Annotated in this window: 32 protein-coding genes; 30 read left to right on the forward strand and 2 right to left on the reverse strand. The window is 69.4% G+C overall.

Features of this window, described 5'->3' with window-relative positions:
• The first annotated feature begins 39 nt into the window (after positions 1-39).
• Positions 40-636, forward strand: a complete 597-nt coding sequence (gene recR / locus CHU93_RS10340) for a recombination mediator RecR (RefSeq protein ID WP_086117067.1) — start codon at positions 40-42, stop codon at positions 634-636.
• Positions 637-749: 113 nt separating this feature from the next.
• Here recR and CHU93_RS10345 read toward each other — a convergent pair whose 3' ends face one another.
• Positions 750-1,751, reverse strand: coding sequence for an NADP-dependent oxidoreductase (locus tag CHU93_RS10345; protein ID WP_094474014.1), 1,002 nt, complete (start codon positions 1,749-1,751; stop codon positions 750-752).
• Between the two features lie 78 nt (positions 1,752-1,829).
• A complete protein-coding gene (locus CHU93_RS10350; RefSeq protein ID WP_165768691.1) occupies positions 1,830-3,206 on the reverse strand; it encodes an HD domain-containing phosphohydrolase in 1,377 nt (458 codons plus the stop codon).
• Positions 3,207-3,565: 359 nt separating this feature from the next.
• On the opposite strand from CHU93_RS10350, the gene CHU93_RS10355 reads away from it, so the two are divergent.
• The 29 genes from CHU93_RS10355 to CHU93_RS10490 all read left to right on the forward strand — a co-directional run bounded on the left by CHU93_RS10355 (position 3,566) and on the right by CHU93_RS10490 (position 26,597).
• Positions 3,566-4,690 carry a CaiB/BaiF CoA transferase family protein gene (locus CHU93_RS10355; RefSeq protein ID WP_094473973.1) on the forward strand — a complete coding sequence of 375 codons (1,125 nt, stop codon included), beginning with the start codon at positions 3,566-3,568 and terminating at the stop codon, positions 4,688-4,690.
• On the forward strand, positions 4,687-5,853 hold the full coding sequence (locus CHU93_RS10360) for a deoxyguanosinetriphosphate triphosphohydrolase (RefSeq protein WP_094473974.1): 1,167 nt from the start codon (positions 4,687-4,689) through the stop codon (positions 5,851-5,853). Before CHU93_RS10355 ends, CHU93_RS10360 begins: the two co-directional genes overlap by 4 nt.
• Positions 5,850-6,983 carry a serine hydrolase domain-containing protein gene (locus CHU93_RS10365; protein WP_094473975.1) on the forward strand — a complete coding sequence of 378 codons (1,134 nt, stop codon included), beginning with the start codon at positions 5,850-5,852 and terminating at the stop codon, positions 6,981-6,983. The genes CHU93_RS10360 and CHU93_RS10365 overlap by 4 nt, the downstream gene beginning before the upstream one ends.
• Positions 6,980-8,410 (forward strand): serine hydrolase domain-containing protein, encoded by a 1,431-nt coding sequence (locus CHU93_RS10370; RefSeq protein WP_094473976.1) that lies wholly within the window; start codon positions 6,980-6,982, stop codon positions 8,408-8,410. The genes CHU93_RS10365 and CHU93_RS10370 overlap by 4 nt, the downstream gene beginning before the upstream one ends.
• Positions 8,411-8,523: 113 nt before the next feature.
• The gene (locus CHU93_RS17565) at positions 8,524-8,796 is read left to right on the forward strand and encodes a hypothetical protein (protein WP_094473977.1); all 273 of its coding nucleotides are present in this window, start codon (positions 8,524-8,526) and stop codon (positions 8,794-8,796) included.
• 30 nt (positions 8,797-8,826) lie between these two features.
• On the forward strand, positions 8,827-9,039 hold the full coding sequence (locus CHU93_RS10380) for a hypothetical protein (RefSeq protein WP_094473978.1): 213 nt from the start codon (positions 8,827-8,829) through the stop codon (positions 9,037-9,039).
• A 106-nt stretch (positions 9,040-9,145) separates the two neighbouring features.
• Entirely contained in the window at positions 9,146-10,456 is a 1,311-nt protein-coding gene (locus tag CHU93_RS10385; protein ID WP_243375530.1) for a DNA-packaging protein, read from the forward strand.
• Between the two features lie 221 nt (positions 10,457-10,677).
• Positions 10,678-11,805 carry a phage portal protein gene (locus CHU93_RS10390; protein WP_094473979.1) on the forward strand — a complete coding sequence of 376 codons (1,128 nt, stop codon included), beginning with the start codon at positions 10,678-10,680 and terminating at the stop codon, positions 11,803-11,805.
• The gene (locus tag CHU93_RS10395) at positions 11,802-12,107 is read left to right on the forward strand and encodes a DUF6127 family protein (protein ID WP_086117075.1); all 306 of its coding nucleotides are present in this window, start codon (positions 11,802-11,804) and stop codon (positions 12,105-12,107) included. Before CHU93_RS10390 ends, CHU93_RS10395 begins: the two co-directional genes overlap by 4 nt.
• On the forward strand, positions 12,104-12,532 hold the full coding sequence (locus tag CHU93_RS10400) for an HK97 family phage prohead protease (protein WP_094473980.1): 429 nt from the start codon (positions 12,104-12,106) through the stop codon (positions 12,530-12,532). Before CHU93_RS10395 ends, CHU93_RS10400 begins: the two co-directional genes overlap by 4 nt.
• A complete protein-coding gene (locus CHU93_RS10405; RefSeq protein WP_094473981.1) occupies positions 12,513-13,496 on the forward strand; it encodes a phage major capsid protein in 984 nt (327 codons plus the stop codon). Before CHU93_RS10400 ends, CHU93_RS10405 begins: the two co-directional genes overlap by 20 nt.
• A gap of 64 nt (positions 13,497-13,560) precedes the next feature.
• Positions 13,561-14,016 (forward strand): hypothetical protein, encoded by a 456-nt coding sequence (locus CHU93_RS10410; RefSeq protein ID WP_086117078.1) that lies wholly within the window; start codon positions 13,561-13,563, stop codon positions 14,014-14,016.
• Positions 14,013-14,231, forward strand: a complete 219-nt coding sequence (locus CHU93_RS10415; protein WP_094473982.1) for a hypothetical protein — start codon at positions 14,013-14,015, stop codon at positions 14,229-14,231. Before CHU93_RS10410 ends, CHU93_RS10415 begins: the two co-directional genes overlap by 4 nt.
• Positions 14,231-16,972, forward strand: a complete 2,742-nt coding sequence (locus tag CHU93_RS10420) for a hypothetical protein (protein ID WP_094473983.1) — start codon at positions 14,231-14,233, stop codon at positions 16,970-16,972. Before CHU93_RS10415 ends, CHU93_RS10420 begins: the two co-directional genes overlap by 1 nt.
• A 15-nt stretch (positions 16,973-16,987) precedes the next feature.
• Positions 16,988-17,170, forward strand: coding sequence for a hypothetical protein (locus CHU93_RS10425; protein ID WP_094473984.1), 183 nt, complete (start codon positions 16,988-16,990; stop codon positions 17,168-17,170).
• 45 nt (positions 17,171-17,215) lie between these two features.
• Positions 17,216-17,584 carry a hypothetical protein gene (locus CHU93_RS10430; protein WP_094473985.1) on the forward strand — a complete coding sequence of 123 codons (369 nt, stop codon included), beginning with the start codon at positions 17,216-17,218 and terminating at the stop codon, positions 17,582-17,584.
• A 40-nt stretch (positions 17,585-17,624) separates the two neighbouring features.
• The gene (locus CHU93_RS10435; protein WP_094473986.1) at positions 17,625-17,918 is read left to right on the forward strand and encodes a phage fiber-tail adaptor protein; all 294 of its coding nucleotides are present in this window, start codon (positions 17,625-17,627) and stop codon (positions 17,916-17,918) included.
• The gene (locus CHU93_RS10440) at positions 17,918-18,439 is read left to right on the forward strand and encodes a head-tail connector protein (RefSeq protein WP_094473987.1); all 522 of its coding nucleotides are present in this window, start codon (positions 17,918-17,920) and stop codon (positions 18,437-18,439) included. Before CHU93_RS10435 ends, CHU93_RS10440 begins: the two co-directional genes overlap by 1 nt.
• Before the next feature lie 69 nt (positions 18,440-18,508).
• On the forward strand, positions 18,509-18,853 hold the full coding sequence (locus CHU93_RS10445) for a phage head completion protein (RefSeq protein ID WP_133064377.1): 345 nt from the start codon (positions 18,509-18,511) through the stop codon (positions 18,851-18,853).
• Positions 18,850-19,020 carry a hypothetical protein gene (locus CHU93_RS17570; RefSeq protein WP_165768692.1) on the forward strand — a complete coding sequence of 57 codons (171 nt, stop codon included), beginning with the start codon at positions 18,850-18,852 and terminating at the stop codon, positions 19,018-19,020. The genes CHU93_RS10445 and CHU93_RS17570 overlap by 4 nt, the downstream gene beginning before the upstream one ends.
• Complete coding sequence (locus CHU93_RS10450; RefSeq protein ID WP_094473989.1) at positions 19,017-19,400, forward strand: DUF3168 domain-containing protein; 384 nt, start codon at positions 19,017-19,019, stop codon at positions 19,398-19,400. The genes CHU93_RS17570 and CHU93_RS10450 overlap by 4 nt, the downstream gene beginning before the upstream one ends.
• 16 nt (positions 19,401-19,416) lie before the next feature.
• Entirely contained in the window at positions 19,417-19,824 is a 408-nt protein-coding gene (locus CHU93_RS10455) for a phage major tail protein, TP901-1 family (RefSeq protein ID WP_094473990.1), read from the forward strand.
• The gene (locus CHU93_RS10460) at positions 19,821-20,129 is read left to right on the forward strand and encodes a GTA-gp10 family protein (protein ID WP_086117088.1); all 309 of its coding nucleotides are present in this window, start codon (positions 19,821-19,823) and stop codon (positions 20,127-20,129) included. The genes CHU93_RS10455 and CHU93_RS10460 overlap by 4 nt, the downstream gene beginning before the upstream one ends.
• Positions 20,126-20,335 carry a phage tail assembly chaperone gene (locus CHU93_RS10465; RefSeq protein WP_094474016.1) on the forward strand — a complete coding sequence of 70 codons (210 nt, stop codon included), beginning with the start codon at positions 20,126-20,128 and terminating at the stop codon, positions 20,333-20,335. The genes CHU93_RS10460 and CHU93_RS10465 overlap by 4 nt, the downstream gene beginning before the upstream one ends.
• Positions 20,313-20,873, forward strand: a complete 561-nt coding sequence (locus CHU93_RS10470; RefSeq protein ID WP_341476579.1) for a tail tape measure protein — start codon at positions 20,313-20,315, stop codon at positions 20,871-20,873. The genes CHU93_RS10465 and CHU93_RS10470 overlap by 23 nt, the downstream gene beginning before the upstream one ends.
• A complete protein-coding gene (locus CHU93_RS10475) occupies positions 20,873-23,203 on the forward strand; it encodes a DUF2460 domain-containing protein (protein WP_094473991.1) in 2,331 nt (776 codons plus the stop codon). Before CHU93_RS10470 ends, CHU93_RS10475 begins: the two co-directional genes overlap by 1 nt.
• Positions 23,204-24,019, forward strand: coding sequence for a DUF2163 domain-containing protein (locus tag CHU93_RS10480; RefSeq protein ID WP_094473992.1), 816 nt, complete (start codon positions 23,204-23,206; stop codon positions 24,017-24,019).
• A 1-nt stretch (position 24,020) separates the two neighbouring features.
• A complete protein-coding gene (locus CHU93_RS10485) occupies positions 24,021-24,437 on the forward strand; it encodes a hypothetical protein (protein WP_094473993.1) in 417 nt (138 codons plus the stop codon).
• A gap of 12 nt (positions 24,438-24,449) precedes the next feature.
• A complete protein-coding gene (locus CHU93_RS10490) occupies positions 24,450-26,597 on the forward strand; it encodes a phage tail protein (RefSeq protein WP_094473994.1) in 2,148 nt (715 codons plus the stop codon).
• Positions 26,598-26,600 lie beyond the last annotated feature (3 nt).

Genomic DNA, 26,600 nt, shown 5'->3' on the forward strand with positions numbered 1-26,600 from the left:
ACCGGTTGCGCCGGTAAAAATCTGTCACCATAAGGGGCCATGGCCTCGCCCGAGATTGATGCCCTCACCGCCGCCCTGGCCCGCCTGCCGGGGCTGGGCCCGCGTTCGGCGCGGCGGGCGGTGCTGCACCTGATCAAGCGGCGCGAAGTGGCGCTGTTTCCGCTGCTCGAAGCCTTGCAGGCGGTCACCGCCAATCTGGTGGTGTGTTCCACCTGCGGCAATGTCGAAACCAGCGACCCGTGCGCCATCTGCCGCGATCCGCGCCGCGATGCCGGCCTGCTGTGCGTGGTGGCCGATGTGGCTGATCTGTGGGCGCTGGATGGCAAGCATCTGTTTTCCGGCCGCTATCATGTGCTGGGCGGGCGGCTTTCGGCGCTGGATGGCATCGGGCCCGAGGATCTGGCCATTACCTCGTTGGTGATGCGTGCCAGCGATGGGCTGGTGCGGGAGGTGGTGCTGGCGCTATCGGCCACGATGGAAGGCCAGGCGACCATGCACTATGTCGCCGACGCGCTGCGGCCCACGGGGGTGAAGGTCAGCCAGCTGGCCCAGGGCCTGCCGATGGGCGGCGAGCTGGATTATCTGGATGAAGGCACGCTGGCGCTGGCGCTGAACGCCCGGCGGCCTGTGGGATAACCCGCCAAACCATCACGATCCGCTCATGCCGAGCTTGTCGAGGCACCGACCAGCTTTGGTGCCTGCCTCGACAAGCTCGGCATGAGCGGCATTGGTCCTGGTCTGAACTGCCCTTACAGCTTCACCACCATCTTGCCGGTGTTCTTGCCCTCGAACAGGCCGATGAAGGCGGCCGGGGCATTCTCGATCCCCTCCATCACCGTGTCCTGCCACTTCAGCTGGCCGGAAGCGATCCAGCTGCCCACTTCGGCGGCGAATTCGGCCTGCAGGCCCTGGAATTCGATCACGATGAAGCCGCGCATGGTGAGCGACTTGCCGACGACCTGGATGATGTTGCGCGGGCCGGGCGTGGGTTCGGTGTCGTTGTAGCTGGCGATCATGCCGCATTCGACCAGCCGGGCGAACGGCCGGGCGACTTCGATGGCCACTTCCAGATGTTCGCCGCCGACATTGTCGAAATAGACATCGATGCCCTTGGGTGCGGCGGCCTGCACGGCGGCCAGCAGGTTGCCGCAGGTGCGATAGTTGATGACATGATCGATGCCGAGGCTCCGGAGCCAGTCGCACTTGTCATCACTGCCGGCGCTGGCCACCACGGTGCAGCCCTTCAGCTTGGCGACCTGCGCCACGATGCTGCCCACAGCGCCGGCGGCGCCCGAAACAAACACCGTGTCGCCGGGCTTGGGCTTGCCGATCTGGGTGAGGCCGGCCCAGGCGGTGAGGCCGGGCATGCCGAGCACGCCAAGGAATGCCTGCAGCGGCACGCCGGGCGGCACGTCCAGTTTTTGCAGCGCGGCGGCCGGCGCCACGAACGCCTCGCGCCAGCCAAACATGGAGGAGACGACATCGCCCACCTTGAGCGCATCCGAATTGCTGGCCGTCACCACGCCGAGGGCGCCGCCCTGCAGCGCCTCGCCAATGGCGAACGGCGGCACATAGCTGGGCCGGTCATACATGCGGCCGCGCATATAGGGATCGACGGACATCCACTTGTTTTCCACCAGCACCTCGCCGGGGCCGGGGGCGGGCAGTTCGCGTGTCGCCAGCTCAAAATTGGCAGCGGCGGGCACGCCAACCGGGCGGCTGGCCAGGCGGATTTCGCGGGATATGGTCATGTGGGCAGGCTCCTTTGTGACCAGCATAGGCACACAAATGCGCTGGCGACCCCTCCCGCAAGCGGGAGGGCAGCCGGATCAGCCGGCCTGCACGGTGCGCTTGAACGCGGCCACCACATCGGGATCATAATGGGCGCCGGCGCTTTGTTCGAGCAAGGCCAGGGTGGCCGGCATGCCGCGGGCGGCGCGATAGGGGCGGTGGTTTACCATGGCATCCACGGTATCGGCCACGGCCAGGATGCGCGCTTCCAGCAGGATCTGATCGCCGGCGAGGCCATGCGGATAGCCCGATCCATCCAGCCGTTCATGGTGCTGGCGCATGATATCGGCCACCGGCTGGGCGAATTCGATGCGGCTGAGCACGTGATAGCCGGCCTCGACATGCTGTTTGACCATGTCAAATTCCAGCGGCGACAGGCCGGTGGGCTTGACCAGCAGATCAATCGGTATGGCGTTCTTGCCGATGTCATGCACCAGGGCGGCGAGGCGGATCATCCGGCAGCGATCTTCGCCCAGGCCCATTTCGCGGGCGATGCGATCGGCCAGCTGGGCGACATTCTGCTGATGCCCGGCGGTGTAGGGATCGCGCATTTCGATCATTTCGGCCATGGCCAGCAAGGTCTGTTCCAGGGCGCGATCCAGCTGCCGCATCTGGGCGATGGTCTGTTGGCGCAGTTCCTGCTGTTCGGTCACATCCTGGAAGCAGACGACCAGATTTTCCACAGCATCGCCGGCCGTGCGGCGGACAGGCCGGCCGCTGAGGCGGATCCAGCGGCGCCGGCCATCGGGATGGGGTATGCCGAGCAGCTGGTTGTCCACGCCGATGCCGGTGCGCACCACCTCCATGATCGGATGTTCGGCCCCGGCAAACACACTGCCATCTTCGCGGATGACATCCCATTTGCTGCGCAACGGGCTCCAGCCGATCATGTCGGCTTCCTTGTAACCCAGGATCGCTTCGGCGGCGGGGTTCACCCGGATCACCCGGCCGTCTGCCTGATGATAGACGACGCCCGTGCTCATGGTCTCGAACAATGTGCGATAATGAAGATCGCTGTTCTGCAACTGGTCGCGGACACTGGCCAGCGCGGTCATGTCGGTGGCGGTGATCGTGATGGCGGTGCATGGTCCCTGCCGCGGCTCACGCTGCAAGCGCAGATGCCAGCTGCGCCCCTTCACGCCGGTATGAAGCTGGTCGCAACTGCCGGTGGCCAGAGTCCGGTCGAAATACTCATTCCAGCGGTCGATCACCGATTTGTCGAGCGCCGACCGCAGATTGAGCCCAGCAAGATCGCTCCGACCCAATATGAATGCCAATTGTTCATGGCCAGCCGCATTGGCGTAAATCAACTCGAAGCCGGGATAGGTGACCACCATCACCACGTCGGCCATATTGGCGATGAGATCATTGGCCAATGATTTTGCCAATGCCGGTTGCGTACGCGTTTGAGGCATGAATCCTCCTGTGAAACACCACACGCCGTTCATCCGCTTGCTGCGGCTCAAGACCAGCGCCATGCAACCCGTGGCGCGCGCCGTATCACGAAGCCCATGCAAATGACACAACTTTCACCTTTGTTTGGGTGTGGGAGGGGAATTGGGCTGAGTTTGCTGAAATCCTGTCGCATTTCGCAAAATTATGGATAGGAAAGGGAGGACAAATTGCATTAATTTGCATTCTCTTGGTCCGCGCGCCGCCAGCGGGTCCGATCCGTCCGAGTCGTTTGCAGCCATGGCCCCCTCCCAGCCGCGACAGCTTGACCTTTGGGCCGGGCATGGCAGGGCAGGGGAAACGACCAGTTGGGGAGAGTGACATGGCCGGGCCATTGCAGGGGATCAGGATCATCGAATTGGCCGGGATCGGGCCGGGGCCGTTTGCCGGCATGATGCTGGCCGATCATGGGGCCGAGGTGATCCGGGTGGATCGGCCGGGCGCGCGCATCGATGCCCGTGATCCGCTGCTGCGCGGGCGGCGGGTGATCGGGGTGGATCTGAAAAGCGCGGACGGCCGCGCGCTGGTGCTGGACCTGGTGAAATCCGCCGATGCGTTGTTCGAAGGCTTTCGCCCCGGCGTGACCGAGCGGCTTGGCCTGGGGCCCGCCGATTGCCATGCCGTGAACCCGGCGCTGGTTTATGGCCGGATGACCGGCTGGGGCCAGTTCGGGCCTTATGCCAACGCCGCCGGGCACGACATCAACTATATTGCGCTGGCCGGCGCCCTGCATGCCTATGGCCGGGCGGGGGACAAGCCGACGCCGCCGATCAACATGGTGGGCGATTTTGGCGGCGGCGGCATGATGCTGGCCTTTGGCATGGTGGCGGCGCTGCTGCACGCCAAGGCGACCGGGCAGGGCCAAGTCATTGATTGTGCGATGACCGATGGCGCGGCGGCGCTGATGGCGATGATCTGGGGCTTCCGCGCCAACGGCATCTGGAAGGATGAGCGCGGGGTCAACCTGCTCGACACCGGGGCGCATATGTATGACACATATGAATGTTCGGATGGGAAATTCATCAGCATTGGCAGTCTTGAACCGCAATTTTATGCATTGTTGTTGGAAAAGACCGGATTGAAGGATGATGCCGACTTTGCCCAGCAGATGAACGCGGCCAACTGGCCGGCGCTGAAGGGGCGATTGACTGCGCTGTTCAAGATGAAGTCGCGCGTTGAATGGTGCGAAATCATGGAGATGACCGATGTGTGCTTCGCGCCGGTGCTGTCGATGAGCGAGGCGCCGCATCATCCCCACAATGTCGCCCGGCAGACCTTTGTGGAGGCCGATGGCGTGATGCAGCCGGCGCCGGCACCGCGCTATTCGGCCACCGTCACCGACAGTCCGCGCATGACCAAGTCACTGGAAACCGATGCGATTCTGGCTGATCTGGGCTATGATGATGCCAGGGTTGCGGCGCTGAAGGCGGCCGGGACGGTTCGTTGAGCCGGGCCCCCTACGCCACGTTCTGGGAGGCATCGCGCGGGCGGCTGCATGCGGAGGCGGCTTCGGCCACCCGCAGCCCGTTCGCGCGGGATCGGGATCGCATCATCCATTCGGGCGCGTTCCGGCGATTACGCTATAAAACTCAAGTGTTTGTGGCGCCGGATGGTGACCATTTCCGCGTGCGGCTGACGCACAGCCTGGAGGTGGCGCAGATCGCCCGCAGCCTGGCGCGGGCGCTGGGGGTGGACGAGGATCTGACCGAGGCGCTGGCGCTGGCGCATGATCTGGGCCACCCGCCGTTCGGGCATAGTGGCGAGGATGCGCTGGAGCGGGTGATGGCGCCATGGGGCGGCTTTGATCACAACGGCCATGCCCTTCGAATCCTGACGAAATTGGAGAATCGCTACCCCGGCTTCGATGGGCTGAACCTGTGCTGGGAAACGCTGGAAGGGATGGCCAAGCACAATGGGCCGATCTTCGAACCGGGTTGGGCGCTGGCCGGGGTGGATGCCGCCTGGCCGCTCGACCTGGCCAGCCACGCCGGGCTGGAGGCGCAGCTGGCGGCGATTGCCGATGACATCGCCTATGACAATCATGATCTGGATGACGGCATCCGTGCCGGGCTGTTTTCGGTGGAAGACGTGGCCGCACAGGTGCCGTTCGTGGCCGATTGCTGGGCCGCGGTGACCGCGCGCTGGCCGGCGGTGACCGCGCGGCGGCGGCTGGTGCCCGAATTGGTGCGCGAACAGATTGGCCGCATGGCGAGCGATCTTCTGGCCACCACCCGCGCCCGGTTGGCGGCGATTGATGCGCGGAGCGTGGCCGATGTCCGCGCCGCCGGCCGCACCCTCGCCGGCCTGTCGGACGGGTTGGGATCGCAAGTCAGGGTGCTGAAGGATTTTCTGCGCGCCCACATGTATCGCGCGCCGGCGGTGGCGCGGCTGCGCGATCCATCCGAACAGGTGGTGGAAGGCCTGTTTGCCGCCCTGCATGATGATCCCGGCCGCCTGCCCGGCGATTGGGCGGCCACCTGCCCGGCCGATGAGCCGGCGCGGGCCCGGCATGTCGGCGATTTCGTGGCTGGCATGACCGACCGTTATGCGCTGAAACTCTACAAGACATTGGTGGGGCCATCGCCCCTGCCTGAGGAGATGGTGTCATGAGCGACGTCCACGGCTTTGTACAGCCGCGCTTTGAAGGGGTGAAGCAGGCCATGGCGGCCAGTCTGGCCAGCGGCGCTGATCTGGGCGCCTGCTTTGCCGCCACGCTGAACGGCGAACCGATAATCGATATCTGGGGCGGCTGGGCCGATGCGGAGCAGAGCCGCCCGTGGGAGAAGGACACGATCGTCAACGTCTATTCCACCACCAAGACGATGACGGCGCTGACGGCGCTGTGGCTGGCGGATCAGGGCCTGCTCGATTTCGCGCGCCCTGTGGCGCATTACTGGCCGGAGTTTGCCGCGAACGGCAAGGCGGATGTGACGGTGGCGATGCTTATGAGCCATTCGGCCGGCCTGTCGGGCTTTGCCGAGCCGATGGCGCCGACCGATCTTTATGACTGGGATCTGTGCGTGACGCGGCTGGCGGCCCAGGCGCCGTTCTGGCAGCCGGGCACGGCGCCGGGCTATCACGCACTGACCCAGGGCTATCTGGTGGGCGAGGTGGTGCGGCGCATCACCGGCAAATCGCTGGGCACGGCATTCCGCGAAATTTTTGCCGAACCCCTGAAGGCGGATTTCCACATCGGCCTGCCCGCCAGCGAGGATGACCGGGTGGCGCATCTGGTGCCGCCGCCCAAGGGCGCGGCCATCGCCGATGTGTCGCAATCGGAATTGACCCGCAACATGGCGACCAACCCCGCCATCGATCCGATCGCCACCCGCACGCGCGCCTGGCGCGGGGCGGAGATTCCGGCTGGCGGCGGCACCGGCAACGCCCGCAGCGTGGCGGCGGTGCAGACGATCATGGCCAATGGCGGCATGGCCGGGGGCAAGCGGTTCCTGTCGGAAGCCGGGGTGGCGCGGGCGCTGCAGGAGCAGATTGCCGGCATGGACATGGTGCTGAACATGCCGGTGCGGTACGGCATGGGTTATGGCCTGCAGGGCGCGCTGCGCATGTTCCCCAACGAACGCACCATTTTCTGGGGCGGTTATGGCGGCAGCCTGGTGGTGTGCGACATGGATGCGCGGCTGTGCATGGCCTTTGCCATGAACAAGATGGCCGGCACCACCACGGGCGACATGCGCGCCGGCATGCTGATGGCCAGCGTTTATGCCGGGCTGGCGGCGTGAGGCGGCTGTTCATCCTGGCGACCCTGCTGGCGGCGCCGGTGGCGGCGCAGACCGCGCCGGATCCGCACCGGCTGGCCCTGGCGGCAGGATACAAGGCGGCGTTCACCTGTTCCGGGCGGTGGAATGCCGGGCAGGGCGAGGCGGCGATCGCGCGCGATGATCTGACCGGAATCTATGCAGAATATCAGCCGCTTGTGAACGGCCTGACGGCAGCGGTGGATGAGGCGGCGCGTACGGTTTCGGTGAAGTTTGCGACCAATCTGCCGCCGCGCATCGCGGTGTGGCGGCCGCTGCTGGGCTGCGCCCAATTGCCGGTGGGCGCCACATCGGCGGCCGATGTGGCGCGGCTGGTGCCCGGGCTGGCCGTGCCCGATCTGGCGGCGATGGATGCCAAGCCCTGGCCGCTGGGCGATGCTGGTGCGGTGTTGCCGCTGAAGCGCAAGCGGGACCGGGCGGCGCTGGATGCGGTGGTGGCAAAGGCGTTTGAATCGGATCGCACCACGGCGGTGATCGTGCTGAAGGACGGCAGGATCATTGCCGAGCGATACCGCGCCGACTGGAGCATGCACACGCCGCAGCGCACTTGGAGCGTGGCGAAATCCCTGACCGCGACCTTGGTGGGCCGGGCGGTGCAGAAGGGATTGGTGGATGTGGCGCAGCCGGCGCCGGTGCCGCAGTGGCAGGTGGCCGGCGATCCGCGGGCCGCCATCACCTGGACGCAGTTGCTGCGCATGAAGAGCGGGCTGTGGACCGCCGGGCCGGGCAATCGCACCGACGAGGTGTATCTGGGCGGGGCGACGGTGGCGGAAACCGCCCCGGCCATGCCGTTGGAACATGGACCGGGCACGCATTTCAATTACAGCAACAACGACATCATGCTGGCGGCCCTGGCCCTGTCGCGCGTGGTGGCAGCGCAGGCGCCGGCCGGGCAGGCTGGCCAACATGCCGCCATGGCCTTTCCGTTCACCGAATTGCTGTGGCCGCTGGGGATGACACGCACCACGCCGGAGACGGACTGGCGCGGCGATTTCGTGCTGTCCAGCCAGGTGTGGATGACGGCGCGTGATCTCGCCCGGCTGGCGCTGCTGTATCAGAACGGCGGCAGAAGCGGCATCGGGGCAGGCGGCGAGCAGCTGCTGCCGCCGGACTGGCCGGCCTTTGTGGAGCGGGCGGACGGGCCGCAGCCGGACAATCGCCCGGAAGGTTATGGCGCCGGTTTCTGGCGATGGGGCGGATTGGGCGGGCATGACGGCGTGCCGCCGCTGCCGGCCGGCACCTATGCGATGAACGGCAATCGTGGCCAATATGCTGTGATATCAGGAAATTTCATCGTGATCCGGCGCGGATTCGATCTGCCGGCGGCGCCCTTTGCCATGCACCGCTTTGCCGCCGAGGTGGTGGCGACCCTGGAGAAAATAACCAAATAGGCACATTTTGCTTGACGAGCGTGACGCTATTGGTTATAGATGCGGCATGCCTGCGGAATCGGCCTGAAGGGAACACCCGGACGGGCCCGGTCAAGCGAAAGGGCCTTCTGACCATGGTGACCGAATTGATGCTGGCCGCGCCGCCGGCCCCTGCAACTGCGCCGAACCGGGTGCGGGCCAGTGGGCGGCGGCCGCGCACGCGGCTGGGGCGGCGGCCGCGCACGCGGCTGGGGCGGCGGGTGTTTGGCACGCGGGCCAAGCGGCTGGTGTTTCTGGATGCACTGGCGCGCTGTGGCGATCCGGCGGTGGCGGCGCGGGAATTGGGTGTTTCGGTGTTTGATGCCTATCGCGTGCGTGATGCCGATGCCGAATTTGCCGCCCAGTAGCAGGAGGCGATCACCATTGCCTGGGAACGGGTGGAAAACCGCCTGCTGTCGGAATTGTTGAGCGAGGCCGAAGCCAAGGATGGCAAGACCGGCAATCTGCGCGACAGCAAGCTGGCGCTGGCCATATTGGCGCGGCGTGACAGCGGGGTGACGCGGGCCGGCGGCACGGCCGGGCGGCCGGTGGATGGCGCCCATGTGGCGCGGCTGAGGGCCGAATTGCGGGCGCTGGCCGATCCGGCCTGAGCCGACCAACCACGGGGGTGACCACCGGCCGTTTGCGGCTGTTTGCTGATCCGGTGCCGCACCAGCCCTTGTGGCCGGCGCTGCGCCGCTGCGGGAGCCGCCGCCGATGGCCAAGGGCAAGCTGGCAGCGTCGCTGCTGGAGAAGTTTCGGGCGCTGCCGCGGGACGTGCAACGGCACTGGCTGAACCGATATGGTGAAGATGCCGTGCTGGCCATGTTGGCCGGTGCCGGCGCGCTGCGTCCGCCGCAATTGGCCCCGGCCGGGGATTGGGGCATCTGGGTGATCCTGGCCGGGCGCGGGTTTGGCAAGACGCGTGCCGGCGCGCAGTGGGTGCACGATCTGGCCGCGGCCGGCGGACGCCGCTTTGCGCTGGTGGCGCCCAGCCTGGATGCCGCGCGCGCCGTGATGGTGGAGGGCGAATCCGGCCTGCTGGCGCTGTTGCCGCCGGGTCAGCGCCTGAGCTGGCAACCGGCTTCCAAGCGCCTGATCTGGTGCAATGGCAGCGAGGCGCGGCTCTATTCCGGGGCGGAGCCCGATGGCCTGCGCGGTGGCCAGTTCGATTATGCCTGGGGGGATGAATTTGCCCATTGGGCGCATGGCGAAGAGACGGTGATGAACCTGCGCATGGCGACCCGGCTGGGGCCCGCCCCGCGCATCATGCTGACGACAACGCCACTGCCGCTCAACTGGCTGAAGGCGCTGCTGGCCGAACCGGGTGTGGTGGTGACGCGCGGGCGGACGCGGGACAATGAACGAAATTTGCCAAAAGGGTTCGTTGGCGCGCTGGAGCGCCGCTTTGGCGGCAGCATCACCGGCCGGCAGGAACTGGAGGGCGAGATTGTCGAGGATCTGGACGGCGCCTTGTGGACCCGCGCGCTGATCGACCGGCAGCGCGGGCAGCGCCCGGCCGATCTGGTGCGGGTGGTGGTGGGGGTGGATCCGCCGGCTGGCGGCGGCACCTGCGGCATCATCGTGGCGGCGCTGGCCGGCGATGGCCGGGCCTTTGTGCTGGCGGATGCCAGCATCGCCGCAGCACGGCCGGAGGATTGGGCGCGGGCCGTGGTCGCCGCGGCAGACAAATGGCAGGCCGACCGGGTGGTGGCCGAAGTGAACCAGGGCGGCGCCATGGTGACGGCGATGCTGAAATCGGTGGATGCGGCGCTGCCGATCACCGCCGTGCGCGCGGCGCGGGGCAAGGTGGCGCGGGCCGAGCCGGTGGCGGCGCTCTATGCCGAAGGGCGGGTGTGCCATGCCGGGGTGTTTCCGGCGCTGGAGGATGAGCTGTGCGGCCTGCTGGTGGGCGGGCGTTATGCCGGGCCGGGGGCATCGCCTGACCGCGCCGATGCGGCGGTGTGGGCGTTGACCGCGCTGTTGCTGGGCGACCGGCCGGCGGTGCCGGGGATTCGGGAATTGTGAGGCGGTGATCTTCTCCCCTCGGGGGGAGGTGCCTGCAGGACGGCGGGGGTTTGCATGCGGTGAGGGCTCGCCCCCTCCGCCGCCCTTCGGTCGGCACCTCCCCCAGAGGGGGAGGATCTTTGGGGGTGCGCGGTGTTTGCCGGCCCCCTCCGTCAGCCTGCGGCTGCCACCTCCCCCAAAGGGGGAGGATCTTGAAGCGTTGAACATGAAGGGGTTGCGCCATGCGATTGCCGTTTTTGCGGACCAAATCCGCCAGCCCGCCCGTGGCCCGTGGCATACCGGCCTGGGCCAGCCCCCTGGCAGATGAGGCGCAGGATTATGGCGCGCAGGTGCGAAGCGCCTTTCTGGGCAATCCGGTGGCGGCGCGGGCGATCCGCATGATCACCGAAGGGGCGGGCGGGGCGCCGGTGGAGAGCCGACCGGGCGACCATCCGGCGCTGGCGTTGCTGGGCAGCAGCGGCAGCGGGCCGTCGGGGCCCGGCCTGATCGAGACTGTGGCGGGGCATCTGCTGCTGCACGGCAATGCTTATCTGCTGGCCGGCTGCGGCGGCGATGGCCTGCCGCGCGCGCTGTTCGCGCTGCGGCCGGAGCGGGTGCGGGTGGAGACGGACAGCCAGGGCTGGCCGGTCGCTTATGTCTATCGCGCCGGCGGGCAGGAGCGGCGCTATCCGGTGGAGGGCGAGGGCAGCCTGCTGCATTTGCGCAGTTTTCATCCGCTGGATGACCATCTGGGGGCGGGTTGCCTGTCGGCAGCGGCGGGGGCGGTTGCCATCCACAATGCGGCGGCGCGCTGGAACCGGGCACTGCTCGACAATGCGGCGCGGCCGAGTGGCGCGCTGGTGTACCAGCCTGGTGACGGATCGGTGCTGAGCCCCGACCAATATGCCCGGCTGAAGGCCGAGATGGAGGCGGCCTTTGCCGGCGCGGCCAATGCCGGGCGGCCGATGCTGCTGGAAGGCGGCCTCAGCTGGCAGGCGTTGAGCCTGTCGCCGGCCGAGATGGATTTTGCCGGCATGCGCGAGGCGGCGGCGCGCGACATTGCGCTGGCGCTGGGGGTGCCGCCGCTGCTGATCGGGCTGAAGGGGGACAACACCTATGCCAATTATCGCGAGGCCAATGTGGCGCTGTGGCGGCTGACGCTGCTGCCGCTGCTGGCGCGCATATTGGGTGGGCTTTCGGCCTGGCTGGGCTGGTGGTGGCCCGGCCTTTCCCTGGTGGTGGCCAGGGATGACATTCCGGCGCTGGCCGAGGATCGCGCCCGACTGTGGGAACAGGTGCGCGGCGCCGATTTCCTGGATGCAGCGGAAAAGCGCCGGATTCTGGGCCTTTCTGAAGGGGATGGCCAATGAGCACGATCCTGGAAGGGCTGTTGGCGCAGGCCGAGGCCCAGGGCGCGGCGCGGGTGACGCTGCAGGCGGTGATCGAGGAGGCGGCGGAAGCCGGTGCGGCGCGGGCGCTGGCCCGGCTGGGCCTGACCGATGACCATGCCGGGGCCGATATCGGCGAACTGCGCCAGCTGGTGCAGGGCTGGCGCGATGTGAAGAAATCGGCGCTGAAGAGCCTGGTGGGCTGGGCGGTGCGCAGTGCCGTCGCGCTGTTGCTGGTGGGCATCGCGTTCAAGCTGGGGCTGGTGGAAGGGGGCCGGCCATGAGCGGGCAGGCCTTGCGGATCGCTGGTTATGCATCGGTGTTCGGCCGGCCCGACAAGGGCGGCGATGTGGTGCTGAAGGGCGCCTTTGCCGGCGCCACAGCACCCCTGCCGCTGTTGTGGCAGCACAAACAAGATGAACCAATCGGGTTCGTTGAGAGCCTGGCCGAGGATGGCCGCGGCCTGCGCATCACCGCGCGCATCGTGGCCGAGGGCCGGGGCAGCGAGGCCGCTGCGCTGGTGAAGGCCGGCGCCATTGATGGCTTGAGCTTTGGATACCGGGTGAAGGCCGCCAGCCCGACCCGGAATGGCCGCCGGCTGGAGCGGCTGGAGCTGGTTGAAGTCTCGCTCGTGACCTTTCCCATGCAGGGCGAGGCGCGGGTGCTGGGCTGGCAGGAGGAGCAGACGGATGCTGGAAGTGAAATCTGACAATCTGGCCGGCGTGTTTGATGCCGGTGTGGAGATCCCGGGCCGGCCGGCGCTGGAGGCCAAGGCGGTGACGATGACGCCGCCGGCCAAGGGCGGGCTGGGCGTGCCGCTGGAGATCGACGACACGATCAACCGCGTGCTGCGCGCTGCATCGCCGATCCGCAGCATCGCCCAGGTGGTGGAGGTGGGGTCGGCCAATTATCGCCGGCTGATCACCACCACCGGCGTGGTTTCGGGCTGGGTTTCGGAAACGCAGGCGCGGCCCGAGACGGACACGCCGGATTTTGCCGAGATCGCCCCGCCGATGGGCGAGCTTTATGCCAATCCGGCGGCCAGCCAGGCCATGCTGGATGATGCCGGCTTCAACGTGGAAACCTGGCTGGGCGAGGAGATCGGGCGCGAATTTGCCCGGGCCGAGGGCGTGGCCTTTGTGGCCGGCGATGGCGTGAACAAGCCGCGCGGTTTCCTGAGCGCGCCCACGGCGGCGACGGCGGATGCGACCCGGCCGTTCGGCACGTTGCAGACGGTGAATTCGGGCGCGCTGGGCGGCTTTGCGGCGACCAATCCGCAGGACCGGCTGATCGATCTGGTGCATGCGCTGGCCAGCCCCTATCGCCAGGGCGCGGTGTGGGTGATGAACAGCGCGACGCTGGCCCGCATCCGCAAGTTCAAGACCAGCGATGGAGCCTTCATCTGGCAGCCGGGCCTGGGGCCGGACCAGCCGCAGACGCTGCTGGGCTATCGCGTGGTGGAAGCCGATGCGATGCCGGACGTGGCGAGCGACAGCCTGAGCATTGCCTTTGGCAATTTCCAGGCCGGCTATCTGATCGCCCAGCGCCGCGAGACCGTGGTGCTGAAGGACCCTTACAGCAACAAACCCTATGTCCATTTCTATGCCACCCGCCGCGTGGGCGGGGCGGTGCTGGACAGCCGCGCCATCAAGCTGATGCGTTTTTCGGCCTGAGGCGTGGCCGGGGCCGGCGGACTGACCCCCTGCCGCCGGCCCCCATTTTTTCAAGGAGATCGCAATGCCCGACAATGTGACGGCGCCCGCCGTGGGCGTGGCCTTTGCCACCGACGAAATTGCCGGCGTGCACTGGCCCTTTGCCAAGCTGGCCTTTGGCGCGGCCGATGCGGCCGTGCGCGTGGCCGACGCGGACGGGTTTCGGCTGCCGGTGAGCGTGCCGACATTGGCCACCAGCACCCGCGCCTATGATTTTGCCGCCGGGCAACGCCTGACGACGGCGGGCAGTGGCCAGGTGCGATCGGCGGCGGTGGCGGCGGCCGAAGTGTTGCTGCACGCATCGGTGCGCGGGTTTTTCCGCGTGGGCGATGCCGCGGTGGCAGCGAGCGTGGGCGCGGGCAGCATCCCGTTGGCGGCGGATGAGAAATTCCACCTGCGCATCGCCCCTGGCCAGTTCCTGTCCTTCATTCGCGATGGTGCCGCCGATGGCAGCCTGACCATCGTGCCGGTGGCGCCATGATCGGCCTGATCGGCGCGGTGGGGCGGGTCGGCATGGCCGGCGGGCGGCGCGTGGCCCCGGCCGGCGTGCCGGATTTCGACCTTTCGGGCAGCAGCGTGACAACGGCCTGGGGCACGGTGGCGGTGGGCGATCTGGTGCCCAACGCCGCCACGCCGGCGGGGGCCTATTTCGTGCTGGTGGGGGAACCCGCCGGCCTGGCAGTGGTGAACGGCTGATGGCAATTCAGGTGCAAACCCAGGGCGCGACTGATCTGCGGCTCAGCGCGGCCATCATCAAGCCCGGCTATGCCGGCGCCGGCCGCAGCATTGGCGGCCAGACGGGCCAGTTGATGGGCCATTGGCGGGCGATGTTCGTGCGGCTGCCCGGCAGCGGCTTCACGCTCAATGGCGCCTATGTGATGCTGGGCAGTGATGGCAACAGTGGTGGCAACTTCGCCGCCGGTGATGACACGTCGCTGCGCATCTTTGGCACCGGATCGGTAAATACGCTGCGGCCGTCGGCCCGCTATCGCAGTGGCAGCACCGAGGCCTTTGCCGGCACGGCCGGCGCCGAGGGCCAGTTCGCCGGCATTGCCGCCATGAGCGCCACGCCCAGCGTGTGGCTGGTGATCGAAGGCGTCACCAACACCGGCAGCAACGCCAGCCCGGTGTGGCGGGGCTGGGGCGCGGTGTGCCAGGTGGGCAGCGCCGCGCCATCGAGCCAGGTGGCGGCCACGGCCATTGCATCGGCCTGGATCAGCGGCACCACCGGGGCCCTGTTGCGGCAGATTTTTGCCGCGGCCGGCACCGGTTCCACCCGCACGCCCGTTGGCGTTGCCATGGAACAGGTGGCGCTGGCCGCCGGCGATTTCCCGTGGGACACGGCCAACAACCGCCCGCATCATGATGCCATTGCGGCGCTGGCCGGTGGCGGGGCCAACCCGTTCCACACCTATGCCAGCCTGGTCGCGGCGCAGAATGCCGGCACCCTGCCCTATGCCAACTGCGATCAGGGGCGCGGCAACCTCGATTATCACTGGACGCTGCGCACGCTGACCGCCGGCCTTGCCAACAGCGGCACCGCCGGCACCGCCACGCTGGCGCAGCAGGATTGGAACGCCCTCACCGGCGGCTTGGTGGACACAGGCGATATCGCCCCCACCCACTGGTATGGCGGTGCGCCGGCCATCACCAACCCGGCGGTGAAGTTCACCAGCGGGCGCGGCACCCGCGCCACCGTGGTGGCCGGCACCCGCAATGATGGCGCGGCCGTGGAACGCCGCTGGGAGCGCATGAGCGACAGCACGGCCGTGGCCGGGCTGGACTGGGGCGCGCCGGCCAGCCAGAGCGGCACCGCCTGGCAGGTGAGCGACACGCTGCCGGTGGGCGGGCCCTATCGCCTGCGCGTGCGCTATGTCGCCGATCCCGGCCTGTCGGCCAGCTCGGATGATTGGCTGGTGGGCACAGCGTTGTGCATCAATGGCCAATCCGGCATGGAACTGATCTTCGAAGGCGGCACGGCCGGCGGCAACAATCTGAACATCGCGGTGGCCAGCGGCGCGCAAGGGCTGCTGGTCAAGCTGAACAACCAGAGCGGCGGCACCGCCGCCACCTATGCCCAGCCCAGCCTGACTGTGAGCCGCCTGGCCAGCGGTGCCACCCCGGCCAACAACCACGGTGCCGTGCTGTTCCTCAACGAATGGAACGCCGCCAACCCCGGCCACCCGCTGCTGATCTGCAACATGGCGATCAACGGCACGGCGATGGCGGATTGGGCCAACAACACCACGGTCAACAGCGGCCATGCCAGCTGGACGTTTTTGGGCACGATCGGCGCTGTGGCCGGGCCCAGCAGCGGCAATGCCAGCGGCGTGGTCGAAGCCTATGCAGCCGCGCTCAATCGGCACATCGATGCCCACATGATGATGTGGACGCCGAACATGAGTTCGGACAGCGCGGTGCGGGCCAGCTATGTCGCGGCCATCGATGCGCGGTTCAGCAACGCCGCCAGCGCGCCGTTCATCGTGATGCCGCCGTGGCGCGGCCACCGCGAACCCGGCGACCTTTCCAGCCTGGTATCGAAGCGGCAGGAGCATCTGGATTTCGTGGCGCAGCTGAATGCGGCGCTGGCCGGGCGCGGCGTGCTGGGGCCTTATTGGGCCGATACCGTGATGGACGGCAAACCGAACCCGGCCACCGATGGCGGCACCGGTTCGCTGCACTGTGCCTTCAACAATGCGGCCGGCGCGCTGGCCAACACCGGCGGTTCGCCGGTGAGCGATGAAAACCAGGTGGGGCAGGCCCGGCTTGGCCGCAGCCTGGGCCGCGTGCTGGCTTGGCATTGGGATCGCACCATCAAGGCGCACGGCCCGCGCGTGCTGGCCGCCTGGAGCGACAACGGCCGCGCCACGGTGCAGATCGAGCTGGGCCGCGCCTGCCGCACGCTGAACGGTGCCGCGATCAGCGCCAACCAGTTCTGGGTGAGCCTGACGGGCGGCACCAGCTTTGGCCGCGCCGATGGGCAAAGCGAGACGCTGACCGCCACCGGCAACCCGAATTTCACCGTGGCGCTGGACGCGACGGGTACGCGGGCGATCCTCACCCCGGCCGATGGCGGCACCGCCTGGGCGGCGGCGGGCGCAAACCTGCGGGTGGATTATGCCCGGCGCTGGCCATTCGGCCCCACCGATCTGCCCGATGAACGGAACAGCGAACGGGCGCTGGATGGCATTCTGTATGACGACCAGACCCATCGCGGCGGCACCAATTTCAGCGCCGGGGTGCGGCCGGGCAATCCATGCCAAGGCAGCAACCGCACCGGCGCCGGGCTGGCCGGCGTGGCCGTGGCCACCCGTGGGCCGGCCAGGCTGGTCGCCACCGAACGCTGGACCGGCACCCGCAACGTGACGGTGCGGATGATGGCCGCCGATGGGGTGACGGTGCTGCGGGAACGGGCGCTGCCAATTGTGGCGGCCTGAACGGGAAGGGCGGCGATGATCCTGACGCATTTCATCCTGTGCCTGGCCCAGCCGCCGGTGCTGATCGCGCCCGAGCCGGCGACCTGCCCGGCCAGTGCCGGGGCCAGCGATGTGACGATCATCAGCGCCAGCGCGCCAGCCGGGCCGGTGCTGCGCGTGGCGCCGGCGCCGACGGTGCTGGTGGTGGGCCGCAGCTGAGCCGGCGGGGCGACGGGCAACAGGAATTCAAGGGGAGTGCAGGCGATGGCGAAATTTGCCGATGCATCGGTGCTGGATGCGGCGCTGGCCGTGGTGGCGGGCGCAACCCGGCTGGTGGTGACCAATGGTCAGCCGGCCGATGTGGCCGCGGCCGATGCGGCGCGACTGGCAGAGACGACGCTGGGCCCCGGCGATTTCAGCCTGGGGACCAGCGCCGGGGGTGGCCGGCGGCTGACGGTGGCGGGCAAGGCCGGGCTGGTGGCGCTGGCCAATGGCACCGCCGATCATGTCGCCCTGATCGATGATGGCGCCGGCCGCGTGCTGCAGGTGACGACCTGTCCGCCGGCCGCGGTGCTGGCCGGCGTGGCGCTGAACGTGGCGGGCTGGGATTTCGTGATCGGGGCGCCGTTGTGAACATGGTTTTGAGCGCGGCAACAGGGAAAGGACGGGCGGCATGACCGGCGTGTTCCTGAAGGATCCGGGCGGGCGCCTGGAATATCAGGTGGATTGGCAGAGCGATTATCTGGCCGGCCGCAGCATCATGGCTTCGGACTGGCAGGTGCTGCCGGATCAGGCCGGGGTGGCCGCGGCGTTGACGCTGAGCGCGCCGCGCCTGGCCGATGGCCGCACCGCCATCACCTTGGGCGGCGGGCGGGCGGGCCAGCTGTATCGCGTGGTCAACCGCATCACGCTGGCCGACGGCAACAGCGATGAACGCACCCTGCTGGTGCGGGTGGAGGACCGGTGATGGCAGCGATTTCCCTGGACGCCGGCCCGATGGTGGTGGGCCTGGCGGAATGCAAGGCTGCGCTGCGGCTGGAGCGGGATGATGAGGATGGCCTGATCGCCGGGCATATCCGCACCGCCATGGCGCTGTGTGAGGCGTTCACCGGCCAATGGCTGATCGAGCGCGAGGGCGAACAGCGGCTGGCCGGCGATCTGGCCTGGCAGCGGCTGGCCGTGGCCCCGGTGGTGCAGGTGAGCGGGGTGTTCGCCGGGCCGGCCGCGCTGTCTGATGGCTGGGAGGCGGAGGTGACGGCCGATGGCAGCGGCTGGGTGCGGCTGACGCGGCTGCCGCAAGGCGCGGTGGCGGCGCGCTTCCGCGCCGGGCTCGCACCCGATTGGAATGGTGTGCCGGAGCCGCTGCGGGCCGGGATCGTGCGGCTGGTGAGCCATTTCTACAGCCATCGCGATGCCGCCGATGCCGGCCCGCCGCCGGCCGCCGTGGCGGCGCTGTGGCGGCCCTGGCGGCGGATGGCATTGGCTTGAGGCGGGGCCTGAGCTGCATCCTTCGACAGGCTCTGGATGAGCGGGTCGGGACCGGAAGCGGGAGCATGGATGATGGCGGACGAACTGGCCGGCCAATTGGCCGAACGGGTTGACGTGGAGCAGTGGCAGCCGGCGCGTGATCTGGCGGGTGACGATGCCGGGGCGTGGGCGGCGCTGGGCAGCGGCTTTGCCGGGGTGGTGCCGGATGGGCCCGGCCCGGCGCTGGCCGGCGAGGCGCGGCGTTCGGGCCGGCGCTGGCGGGTGGTGATGCGGACGCGGCCGGAATTGGCGGGCGCTGGCGCGCTGCTGCTGCGGCTGCGCTGGCGCGGCCAGTGGCTGCACGTGCTGGGCGTGGAGGATGATCCGCGGGTGCCCGACCGGGTGGTGCTGCGCTGTGAAGGGCGGGGGCCATGAACACGGCGGGCCTGGTGGTGCGGTTGCGGGCCCAGGGCGCGGCGTTGGCGGCGGCGCTGGTGGCGCGGGTGCGCCGGGATGGCCAGGCGCGCTTTGGCCGGCGCGACCGGTTGGCCGATCCGCGCATCTTGTGGCCCGCAAGGCAAGATGGGGGAGATGAGCGATGAGCGCGAGTTTGGCGGTGCAGCAGGCGCTGGTGGCGGCGCTGGGCGGCGTGCCGGGTGTGACCGGCGTGTATGACGGGCCGGCTCTGGATGCCGCCGCCCCCTATCTGGTGATCGGGCCCGATCTGATGGGCGATGCCGGGCACAAGAGCGGGGCGGCGCACGAACATCGGGTGGCGGTGACGGCCTGGGACGAGCGGCCGGGCGTGGCGCGGTTGAAGCAGCTGCTGGGCGCGGTGGAGGCGGCGGTGGCTGGCCTTTCCGGCGAATGGGCGGGGCACCGGATCATTTCGGCGCGGCTGCTGCGCCAGAGCCTGGGCAACCCGCAGGATGGCTGGCGGCCGGGCCTGATCGAGCTGCGCATCGTGACGGAAGCAATCTGAGAAAGGGACGGCAATCATGGCAATCGAAAAGGGCTCCGCCTTTCTGTTGAAGGTGGGCAATGGCGCGGTGTCGCTGGCGTTCACCACGGTGGCCGGCCTGCGCACCACGCAGATGAGCGTGAACACCGAGACCGTGGTGGTGACCAACCAGGGCAGCGGCGGCTGGCGCGAATTGCTGTCGGGCGCCGGGGTGCGATCGGTCTCGTTGTCGGGCAGTGGCGTGTTCACCGGATCGGCGGCCGAAGCGCGGGTGAAGGCCACCGCGCTGGCCGGCACCATCGATGACTACCAGGTGCAGTTTGAAAGCGGCGAGACGGTGACGGGGCGGTTCCTGATCAGCCGGCTGGATTATGCCGGCGATTTCAATGGCGAGCGCACCTACACGCTGCAGCTGGAATCGAGCGGGCCGGTGGTGGCGGCATGAGTGGCGCCAATGCGGTGCGCGGAGAGGCCGGCCTGATGCTGGGCGGGCGCCCGGTGCTGATCCGGCCGAGCTTTGCCGCGCTGGTGGCGGCCGAGGCCGAGCTGGGGCCGTTGTTTGCCCTGTGTGAGCGGGCGGCGGCGGGGCAGCTGACCTTGCACGAGATGGCGGCCTTGCTGTGGCATTGCGCGCCGGAACCGGGCTGTGACCGGGCCGATTTTGGCGAGGCGCTGGTGGCCGGCGGGCTGGCGGCGGCGACCCCGGCGCTGCGCGTGCTGTTGGGCCAGATCCTGGCCGGGGCGGGATGAGCCGCTTTGCCGATGCGGCGCGGCGCGGCTGCCATGCGGCGGCCTTGGCGCTGGGCTGGCGGCCAGCGGAGTTTTGGGCGGCGACCCCGGCCGAGCTGCGCACCTGCCTGGGGCAGGATGGGCCGACGGAGGCGGCGGCCGCGGATGCCGGCCTGCTGGCGCAGATGATGGAGCGGTTTCCCGATGCTGAACGATCCTGTGGATGAACTGGTGGTGCAGGTGCGCGCCGATACCGGCGGCTTCATGGCCGGCGTGGCGGAGATGCAGCGCACGCTGGATGGGCCCTTTGCCGGCGGGCTGGAGCGGGCCGGGCTGGGCCTGTCGCGCTCGCTGGGGCGGGCGCTGTCGGACGGCAAGCTGGGCTTTGACGAGCTGCGCGTGATTGCGCTCAGGGCGCTGGGCGAGATCGGCCAGGGTGCGCTGCGCATGGATTTGGGCAGCCTGTTTGGTGGCGGCGCGGCGCGGCCGCTGGCGGGCTTTCTGGGCGGGCTGTTCGGCCTGCCGGGGCGGGCCACCGGCGGCCCGGTGGCGGCGGGGCGCCCCTATCTGGTGGGCGAACGCGGGCCGGAAGTGTTTGTGCCCACGGCGGCCGGGCGGGTGGAGGCCAATGGCGGCGGCCGGGCGCCGATCCAGCTGACGGTGAATGTGGCGGCCCCGCGTGAGGCAAGCGCCCAGGCGATGCGGCAGACGGGCGCGCAGGTGGCGCGGGCGGTGGCGCGCACGCTGGACCGGGTGCGGCCATGATGCGCTGGTGGCTGGCCGGGCCGGACGATCGCGGGCGCACGCGCTGGATCCGGCGCTTTGATCCGTCGTTCTGGCTGGTGGATTTCCCGCGGCCGATGATGGCGAGCGTGACCACCGAGGGCGATGAGACCCTGGTGGTGGATGTGGAGTTCCAGCGCCGCGCCGATCTGGCCGGGTTAATCTGGGAATCGGCCGACCGTTGGAGCCATCCCCTGTGCGCGCTGACGACCCGGCGGGATTATCGCGGGCTGGTGTGGCGGTTTCGCTGGCAATCGAGCGGGGCGGTGCTGCCGCTGGATGCGGTGAACGGCCCGGTGTTGACCATTGAGGGGCGCGATGCCGGCGGCCGGCTGCGCACCTGGTATGTGCGGCTTTGGAATTATGCCGTGGGCAGCCCGGCCGATGCCGAGATCGCGCTGGATTTTGATGCGCTGGCCGGCGGCTTTCTGTTGCCGGGTGAGGCCGATCCGGTGTGGGCGGGCGATATCGACCGGCTGTTCATCAGCCTGGTGCCGCCTGGCCATGACGGCGTGGATGCCCCGCTGCCCGCTGTGGCGCAGGGGCAGGTGCGGCTGACCAACCTGCTGGTGGATGGCGATGGCGCCGTATTGCCCGCCGGAGAGCCCGGCCTGCCGCCGCACGACTGGCGGCTGTGCACGGCCTATGACGATCTGTACAATCAGACCCCCGAACGCATCCTGACCCAGGCACTGCTTTTGGGCTGGCGCGGGGCGATCACCCATTATCTGGGCATGAGCCATTTCATGGCGCTGCAGCCGGATGGGGCGGGGGGCTATGTTGTTGATCCGGCGCGGCCCTTGTGCGGCCCAGCGATGGCCTGGCACCGGGATTTCCTGGCGCGGGCGCATCAGCTGGGCTTTGCGCCCATCCTGTCGCTGTCGATGGAGCTGTTTGCCGCGCACTGCCCGGCCGACTGGGCGCAGCGGGATGCCACGGGGGCGATGGGGCTGACCGGCTGGGTGCCACCATCGGCGCTGCTGTCGCCTTGCCAGACGCAAGCCCAGGCCTGGTTGTGCAGCGTGGTGGCGGCGGCCATGGCGCTGTTGCCGGCGGGCGCCGCGCCGGCCTTTCAGGTGGGCGAGCCCTGGTGGTGGGTGGGGCCCGATGACCGGCCCTGCCTTTATGATGCCGCCACGGCGGCGCGCTGGCAGCTGGAAACCGGCAGCCCGCCGCCGGCCATGTTGGACGTGAAGGGCAGCAAGAGCGCGGCCGAGCAGGCGTATCTGGACTGGTGTGGGGCGCGGCTGGCGGAAGCGACAGCCGGCATGGTGGCGGCGGCGCCGGCGGGCACGGTATCGCATTTGTTGTTCTATGCGCCGCAGGTGCTGCTGGCCGACCGGCCCGATCTGGCCCGCGCCAATATGCCGGCGGCTTGGGCCCATCCGGCCTTCGACGTGCTGCAGCTGGAGGATTATACGTTCGTGACCACAGCCAATCAGGCTGGTCAGGCACGGGCGCGGGCGGCGGTGGCCGGGGCATTGGGCTATCCGCCCACGCAACAGCATTATCTGGCCGGCTTTGTGCTGAACGCCAGCGATGCACAGGTGCACTGGCCATTGATTGCTGATGCGGCAGCCGGATCGGCGGCCAGCCAGGTGTTCATCTGGGCCTGGCCACAGGTGGCGCGCGATGGCTTCACCCCCTTTGCCCTGGATGATGAGGGAGACGCCGCCATGCCGGCCTTTCACGATGTGCGCTTTCCGCTGGAGCTGGGCTTTGGCGCGACCGGCGGCCCCGGTTTTTCCACCCAGGTGGTGGTCACGGGATCGGGCGCCGAGCAGCGCAATGCCGATTGGGCCGATGCCCGGCTGGAATTTGATGCCGGCGTGGGCATCCGTTCGGAAGCCGATCTGGAACGGCTGGTGAGCTTTTTCCGGGCCCGGCGCGGCCAGGCGCATGGCTTTCGTTTTCTAGACCCGCTGGACAACAGCAGCGCGGCCGATGGCGGGGCACCGGCCGCCACCGATCAATTTCTGGGGCAGGGCAGTGGCAGCACCACGCGCTTTGCCCTCGTCAAGACCTATGCCGATGCCGGGGTGGAGGATGCCCAACTGCGCCGCATCACCCGGCCCTGGCCCGACAGCGTGCGGGTGGCGGTGGCCGGGGTGGAGCAGGTGGCGGGCTGGTCGGTGGCGCCCGGCGGCCACATTGATTTTGCCGAGCCGCCGCCCGCCGGAGCCGCGGTCACCGCCGGTTATCGCTTTGATGTGCCGGTGCGTTTTGCGGCTGACCGCATCGAGGTGTCGATCGCCGGCTGGCGGGCCGGCGAGCTGCCATCGGTGCCGCTGATCGAAATCCGGGAGGATTGAATGGCCAGCCATGCCATTGTTCAGGACGATCTCACCCATCTGGCGCTGTGCTGGCGGCTGGTGCGCGCCGATGGCGTGGCGCTGGGCTTCACCAGCCATGATCGCGATCTGCTGGTGGATGGGCTGGTGCATCTGGCGCGGCCCGGCATGTCGCCTTCGGCCATCGTGCTGGGTGATGGCGTGACCGCCGATGATCTGGAGGTGGCAGGCGGCCTGTCGTCGGCCGCGCTGACCCGGGCCGATCTTTTGGCCGGGCGCTGGGATGGGGCGCGGCTGCGGCTGTTCCTGGTGGATTGGCGCGATCCGGCGGCCGGCCAGGTGGCGCTGGCCAGCGGCACGCTGGGCGATGTCGCGGTGGGGGAGGGCAGTGACGCCGGCTTTGTCGCCACGCTGGAAAGCCCGGCGGCGGCGCTGCAGGCCAGCGTGGTGGAGCTTTGTTCGCCGGAATGCCGGGCCGAACTGGGCGATGCCCGCTGCCGGGCGAGCCTGCGCGGCCGACGCCGGATCGTGGTGGTGACTGCGGCAGAACCGGGGCGGTGCCGGGTGGAGGGCATCGTGGCGGCCGATCATGCTGATGGCCGGTTGCTGGTGCTGGATGGCGTGGCCGCCGGGCTGGAGCGGCGGATCGTGGCGGCCGATAGCGATTGGCTGCAGCTGGATGAGCCGCTGGCATTGGCCGTGGGCGACCGGGTGCAGCTGACCGAGGGCTGCGACAAGCGCTTTGCCACCTGCCGCGACCGCTTTGCCAACGCGTTGAATTTTCGCGGCGAACCGCATGTGCCGGGCGGCGATCTTTTGACCCGGATCGGAGGCTGAGATGGCAGGCATCACCAAGCGCCGGCGGCGGGCGGTTGCCGCTGCGCGGGCCGGGGTGGGGACGCGCTTTCGCGCGCAAGGACGAACGATTGGTCTGGGCCTGGACTGTGTGGGCGTGGCCTTGCTGGCGGCCGCGGGCGCCGGCGTGCGGCTGGCGCCTGTGCCGGCCTATGCGCTGGGCGGGCTGCACGACGATCTGCTGGCGGCCACGTTGCGGGCGCTGGGCTGCCGCCGGGTGCGCCGGGCCAAGGCGGGCGATCTGGTGGAATTTGCGCTGGCGCCGGGCCATCGCCACCTGGCTGTGATGAGTGATCGGGGCATCATCCACGCCCACGCCGGGCTGGGCCGGGTGGTGGAAGGGCCGGCGCCCGATGACTGGCCGGTGGTGGCGCACTGGGCGCTGCCCGGCGTGCGATAGGGGGACGCCAGCATGGCAACCTTGGTACTGGGCGTGGTGGGCCGTGCCCTGCTGGGCCCCGTGGGCGGCATTGTCGGCACCCTGCTGGGCAACAGCGTCGATCGCCGCCTGCTGGGCGGCCGCCGCGAGGGGCCGCGGCTGGCCAATCCAGAAGTGCAGGCCGCGAGCTATGGCGAGCCCTTTCCGGTGGTGGCTGGCCGGATGCGGGTGGCCGGCAATGTCGTGTGGTCAAGCGGCATCCGCGAGACCGCGACGCGCAGCGGCGGCGGCAAGCGTGGGCCAGCGACGACCAATTACAGTTATTCTGCCAGCTTTGCAGTCATCCTGTGCGCCGGGCCGATCGCAGGCGTGGGCCGGGTGTGGGCCGATGGCCGCCTGATCCGCGATGCGGCCGGGGTGTGGAGCCTGCCGGTGACGATGCGTGTGCATGATGGCAGCGAGGGCCAGCAGCCTGATACGCTGATCCTGGCCGCGGAAGGGACGGCGCCGGCCTTTCGCGGCCTGGCGCATGTGGTGTTCGAGGATCTGGCGCTGGCGGAGTTTGGCAATCGGCTGCCCAATCTGGCGTTCGAGATCAATCCGGGCGCGCCGGCGCAATCGCTCGGCACGGCGATGACGGCGCTGGCGGCGCGGGCCGGCGTGACGCTGCCGGCGCGCGGGGGCTTTCCCGATGTGACCGGCCTGTTCGCTGGGGCGGCGGCGCCGTTGGCCGACGTGATCGGCCCTTCGCTCAGGGCCAGTGGTGCCGTGCTGGCCGCCGGCACCGCGCTGGTGGGGGAGGGTGTGCCGGCGCAGGTGATGGAGTTTGCCGGCCAGGACCAGGCCGATGCCGCCGGCAGCCGCCGCAGCGCCCCGGCCCGTCAGCGCCGCGCCGGCAGCCAGGGCCTGCCCGATGCGGTGGAGCTGGCCTATTTCGACGACAGCCGGGATTTCCAGCCCGGCCTGCAGCGGGCCCGGCTGCGCGCCGGGGTGCAGGTGGGCAATGATGTGTTGCCCTTGGCGCTGGCGCCGTCGGTGGCCAAGCGCCTGGCGCAGGCGCGGCTGCTGCGGCAGCAGGCCGGGCGGCGGCGGCGCAGCCTGCGGCTGCCATGGCGGTTTCTGGGGCTGACGCCGGGCGATGTGCTGGCGTTGCCGGACGGGCAGTGGCAGGTGGCAGAGACGCGCTTCGAAGCCTTTGTTCTGCATGTGGAATTGGTGCAGCGGCCGGGTGTGGCGGCCGGCGACGGCGCCAGCGATGGTGGCCGGGCGTTGGCCCAGGTGGCGCAACCGGCCGGGCCAACCCGGCTGCTGGCGCTGGACCTGCCGCCGCTGCCGGGTGAACTGCCCGACGCGCCGCGATTGTGGCTGGCCGGGGCGGGGGCCGCGCCGGGCTGGCGCGGGGCCGGTGTGGAGATCAGCCTGGATGGCGGCGCCAGCTTCATGGCCGGCCCGGCCCTGCCAGGCGCGGCGGTGATCGGCACCGCGCAGAGCGTGCTTCCCGATGGCCCAGCGACCCGCTGGGACCGGTTTGGCGCGGTGGAGGTGGAACTGCTGGCCGATGCCATGTGGCTGGAAGGGCGCAGCGAGGCATCGGTGCTGGCCGGAGCCAATCTGGCGGTGCTGGGCAAGGAGATCATCCAGTTCGCTGCGGCCGAGGCGCTGGGTGGCCGGCGGTTCCGCCTGCGCGGTCTGTTGCGCGGCCGACGCGGCACCGAATGGGCCACCGGCAGCCACGCGGTGGGGGAGGATTTCCTGTTGCTGGAGGCCGGCGCGCTGGCCAGCCTGACGCTGCCGCTGGAGCGGCTGGGCGAGACGCTGCTGTTGCGCCCGACGGGGTCGGGCGATGCCGCGACGCCGCCGCTGGTGACCAGCATCGGCCGTGCCGCCATCCAGCCGCTGGCCCCCGTGCACTTGCGGGCCCGGCGGGTGGGGGCTGAGCTGGTGTGCCACTGGACCCCCTCCAGCCGCGTCGGCTTTGGCTGGCCGGATTTCACCGATGTGCCGACGGGCGAGCGCAGTCTCGCCTTCCGTGCCGGCCTGTTCACGGCGGCTGGGCCGCTGGCGACGGCCGATCTCGACGCGCCGGCCTGGGTGGTGCCGGCTCCGGGCGAGCCGTACTGGCTTGAGGTGGCGCAACTGGGCCTGACGCTGGGGCGCAGCGCCCGGCTGACGATTGATTGAGGG

Origin of the sequence: Sandarakinorhabdus cyanobacteriorum (assembly GCF_002251755.1) — a bacterium.
GTDB lineage: Bacteria > Pseudomonadota > Alphaproteobacteria > Sphingomonadales > Sphingomonadaceae > Sandarakinorhabdus > Sandarakinorhabdus cyanobacteriorum.

Coding starts and splice junctions, on each gene's coding strand:
- recR (WP_086117067.1), top strand. CDS start 40: ATGGCCTCGCCCGAGATTGATGCCCTCACCGCCGCCCTGGCCCGCCTG.
- CHU93_RS10345 (WP_094474014.1), bottom strand. CDS start 1,751: ATGACCATATCCCGCGAAATCCGCCTGGCCAGCCGCCCGGTTGGCGTG.
- CHU93_RS10350 (WP_165768691.1), bottom strand. CDS start 3,206: ATGCCTCAAACGCGTACGCAACCGGCATTGGCAAAATCATTGGCCAAT.
- CHU93_RS10355 (WP_094473973.1), top strand. CDS start 3,566: ATGGCCGGGCCATTGCAGGGGATCAGGATCATCGAATTGGCCGGGATC.
- CHU93_RS10365 (WP_094473975.1), top strand. CDS start 5,850: ATGAGCGACGTCCACGGCTTTGTACAGCCGCGCTTTGAAGGGGTGAAG.
- CHU93_RS17565 (WP_094473977.1), top strand. CDS start 8,524: ATGGTGACCGAATTGATGCTGGCCGCGCCGCCGGCCCCTGCAACTGCG.
- CHU93_RS10385 (WP_243375530.1), top strand. CDS start 9,146: ATGGCCAAGGGCAAGCTGGCAGCGTCGCTGCTGGAGAAGTTTCGGGCG.
- CHU93_RS10390 (WP_094473979.1), top strand. CDS start 10,678: ATGCGATTGCCGTTTTTGCGGACCAAATCCGCCAGCCCGCCCGTGGCC.
- CHU93_RS10395 (WP_086117075.1), top strand. CDS start 11,802: ATGAGCACGATCCTGGAAGGGCTGTTGGCGCAGGCCGAGGCCCAGGGC.
- CHU93_RS10400 (WP_094473980.1), top strand. CDS start 12,104: ATGAGCGGGCAGGCCTTGCGGATCGCTGGTTATGCATCGGTGTTCGGC.
- CHU93_RS10405 (WP_094473981.1), top strand. CDS start 12,513: ATGCTGGAAGTGAAATCTGACAATCTGGCCGGCGTGTTTGATGCCGGT.
- CHU93_RS10410 (WP_086117078.1), top strand. CDS start 13,561: ATGCCCGACAATGTGACGGCGCCCGCCGTGGGCGTGGCCTTTGCCACC.
- CHU93_RS10415 (WP_094473982.1), top strand. CDS start 14,013: ATGATCGGCCTGATCGGCGCGGTGGGGCGGGTCGGCATGGCCGGCGGG.
- CHU93_RS10420 (WP_094473983.1), top strand. CDS start 14,231: ATGGCAATTCAGGTGCAAACCCAGGGCGCGACTGATCTGCGGCTCAGC.
- CHU93_RS10425 (WP_094473984.1), top strand. CDS start 16,988: ATGATCCTGACGCATTTCATCCTGTGCCTGGCCCAGCCGCCGGTGCTG.
- CHU93_RS10430 (WP_094473985.1), top strand. CDS start 17,216: ATGGCGAAATTTGCCGATGCATCGGTGCTGGATGCGGCGCTGGCCGTG.
- CHU93_RS10435 (WP_094473986.1), top strand. CDS start 17,625: ATGACCGGCGTGTTCCTGAAGGATCCGGGCGGGCGCCTGGAATATCAG.
- CHU93_RS10440 (WP_094473987.1), top strand. CDS start 17,918: ATGGCAGCGATTTCCCTGGACGCCGGCCCGATGGTGGTGGGCCTGGCG.
- CHU93_RS10445 (WP_133064377.1), top strand. CDS start 18,509: ATGATGGCGGACGAACTGGCCGGCCAATTGGCCGAACGGGTTGACGTG.
- CHU93_RS17570 (WP_165768692.1), top strand. CDS start 18,850: ATGAACACGGCGGGCCTGGTGGTGCGGTTGCGGGCCCAGGGCGCGGCG.
- CHU93_RS10450 (WP_094473989.1), top strand. CDS start 19,017: ATGAGCGCGAGTTTGGCGGTGCAGCAGGCGCTGGTGGCGGCGCTGGGC.
- CHU93_RS10455 (WP_094473990.1), top strand. CDS start 19,417: ATGGCAATCGAAAAGGGCTCCGCCTTTCTGTTGAAGGTGGGCAATGGC.
- CHU93_RS10460 (WP_086117088.1), top strand. CDS start 19,821: ATGAGTGGCGCCAATGCGGTGCGCGGAGAGGCCGGCCTGATGCTGGGC.
- CHU93_RS10465 (WP_094474016.1), top strand. CDS start 20,126: ATGAGCCGCTTTGCCGATGCGGCGCGGCGCGGCTGCCATGCGGCGGCC.
- CHU93_RS10470 (WP_341476579.1), top strand. CDS start 20,313: ATGCTGAACGATCCTGTGGATGAACTGGTGGTGCAGGTGCGCGCCGAT.
- CHU93_RS10475 (WP_094473991.1), top strand. CDS start 20,873: ATGCGCTGGTGGCTGGCCGGGCCGGACGATCGCGGGCGCACGCGCTGG.
- CHU93_RS10480 (WP_094473992.1), top strand. CDS start 23,204: ATGGCCAGCCATGCCATTGTTCAGGACGATCTCACCCATCTGGCGCTG.
- CHU93_RS10485 (WP_094473993.1), top strand. CDS start 24,021: ATGGCAGGCATCACCAAGCGCCGGCGGCGGGCGGTTGCCGCTGCGCGG.
- CHU93_RS10490 (WP_094473994.1), top strand. CDS start 24,450: ATGGCAACCTTGGTACTGGGCGTGGTGGGCCGTGCCCTGCTGGGCCCC.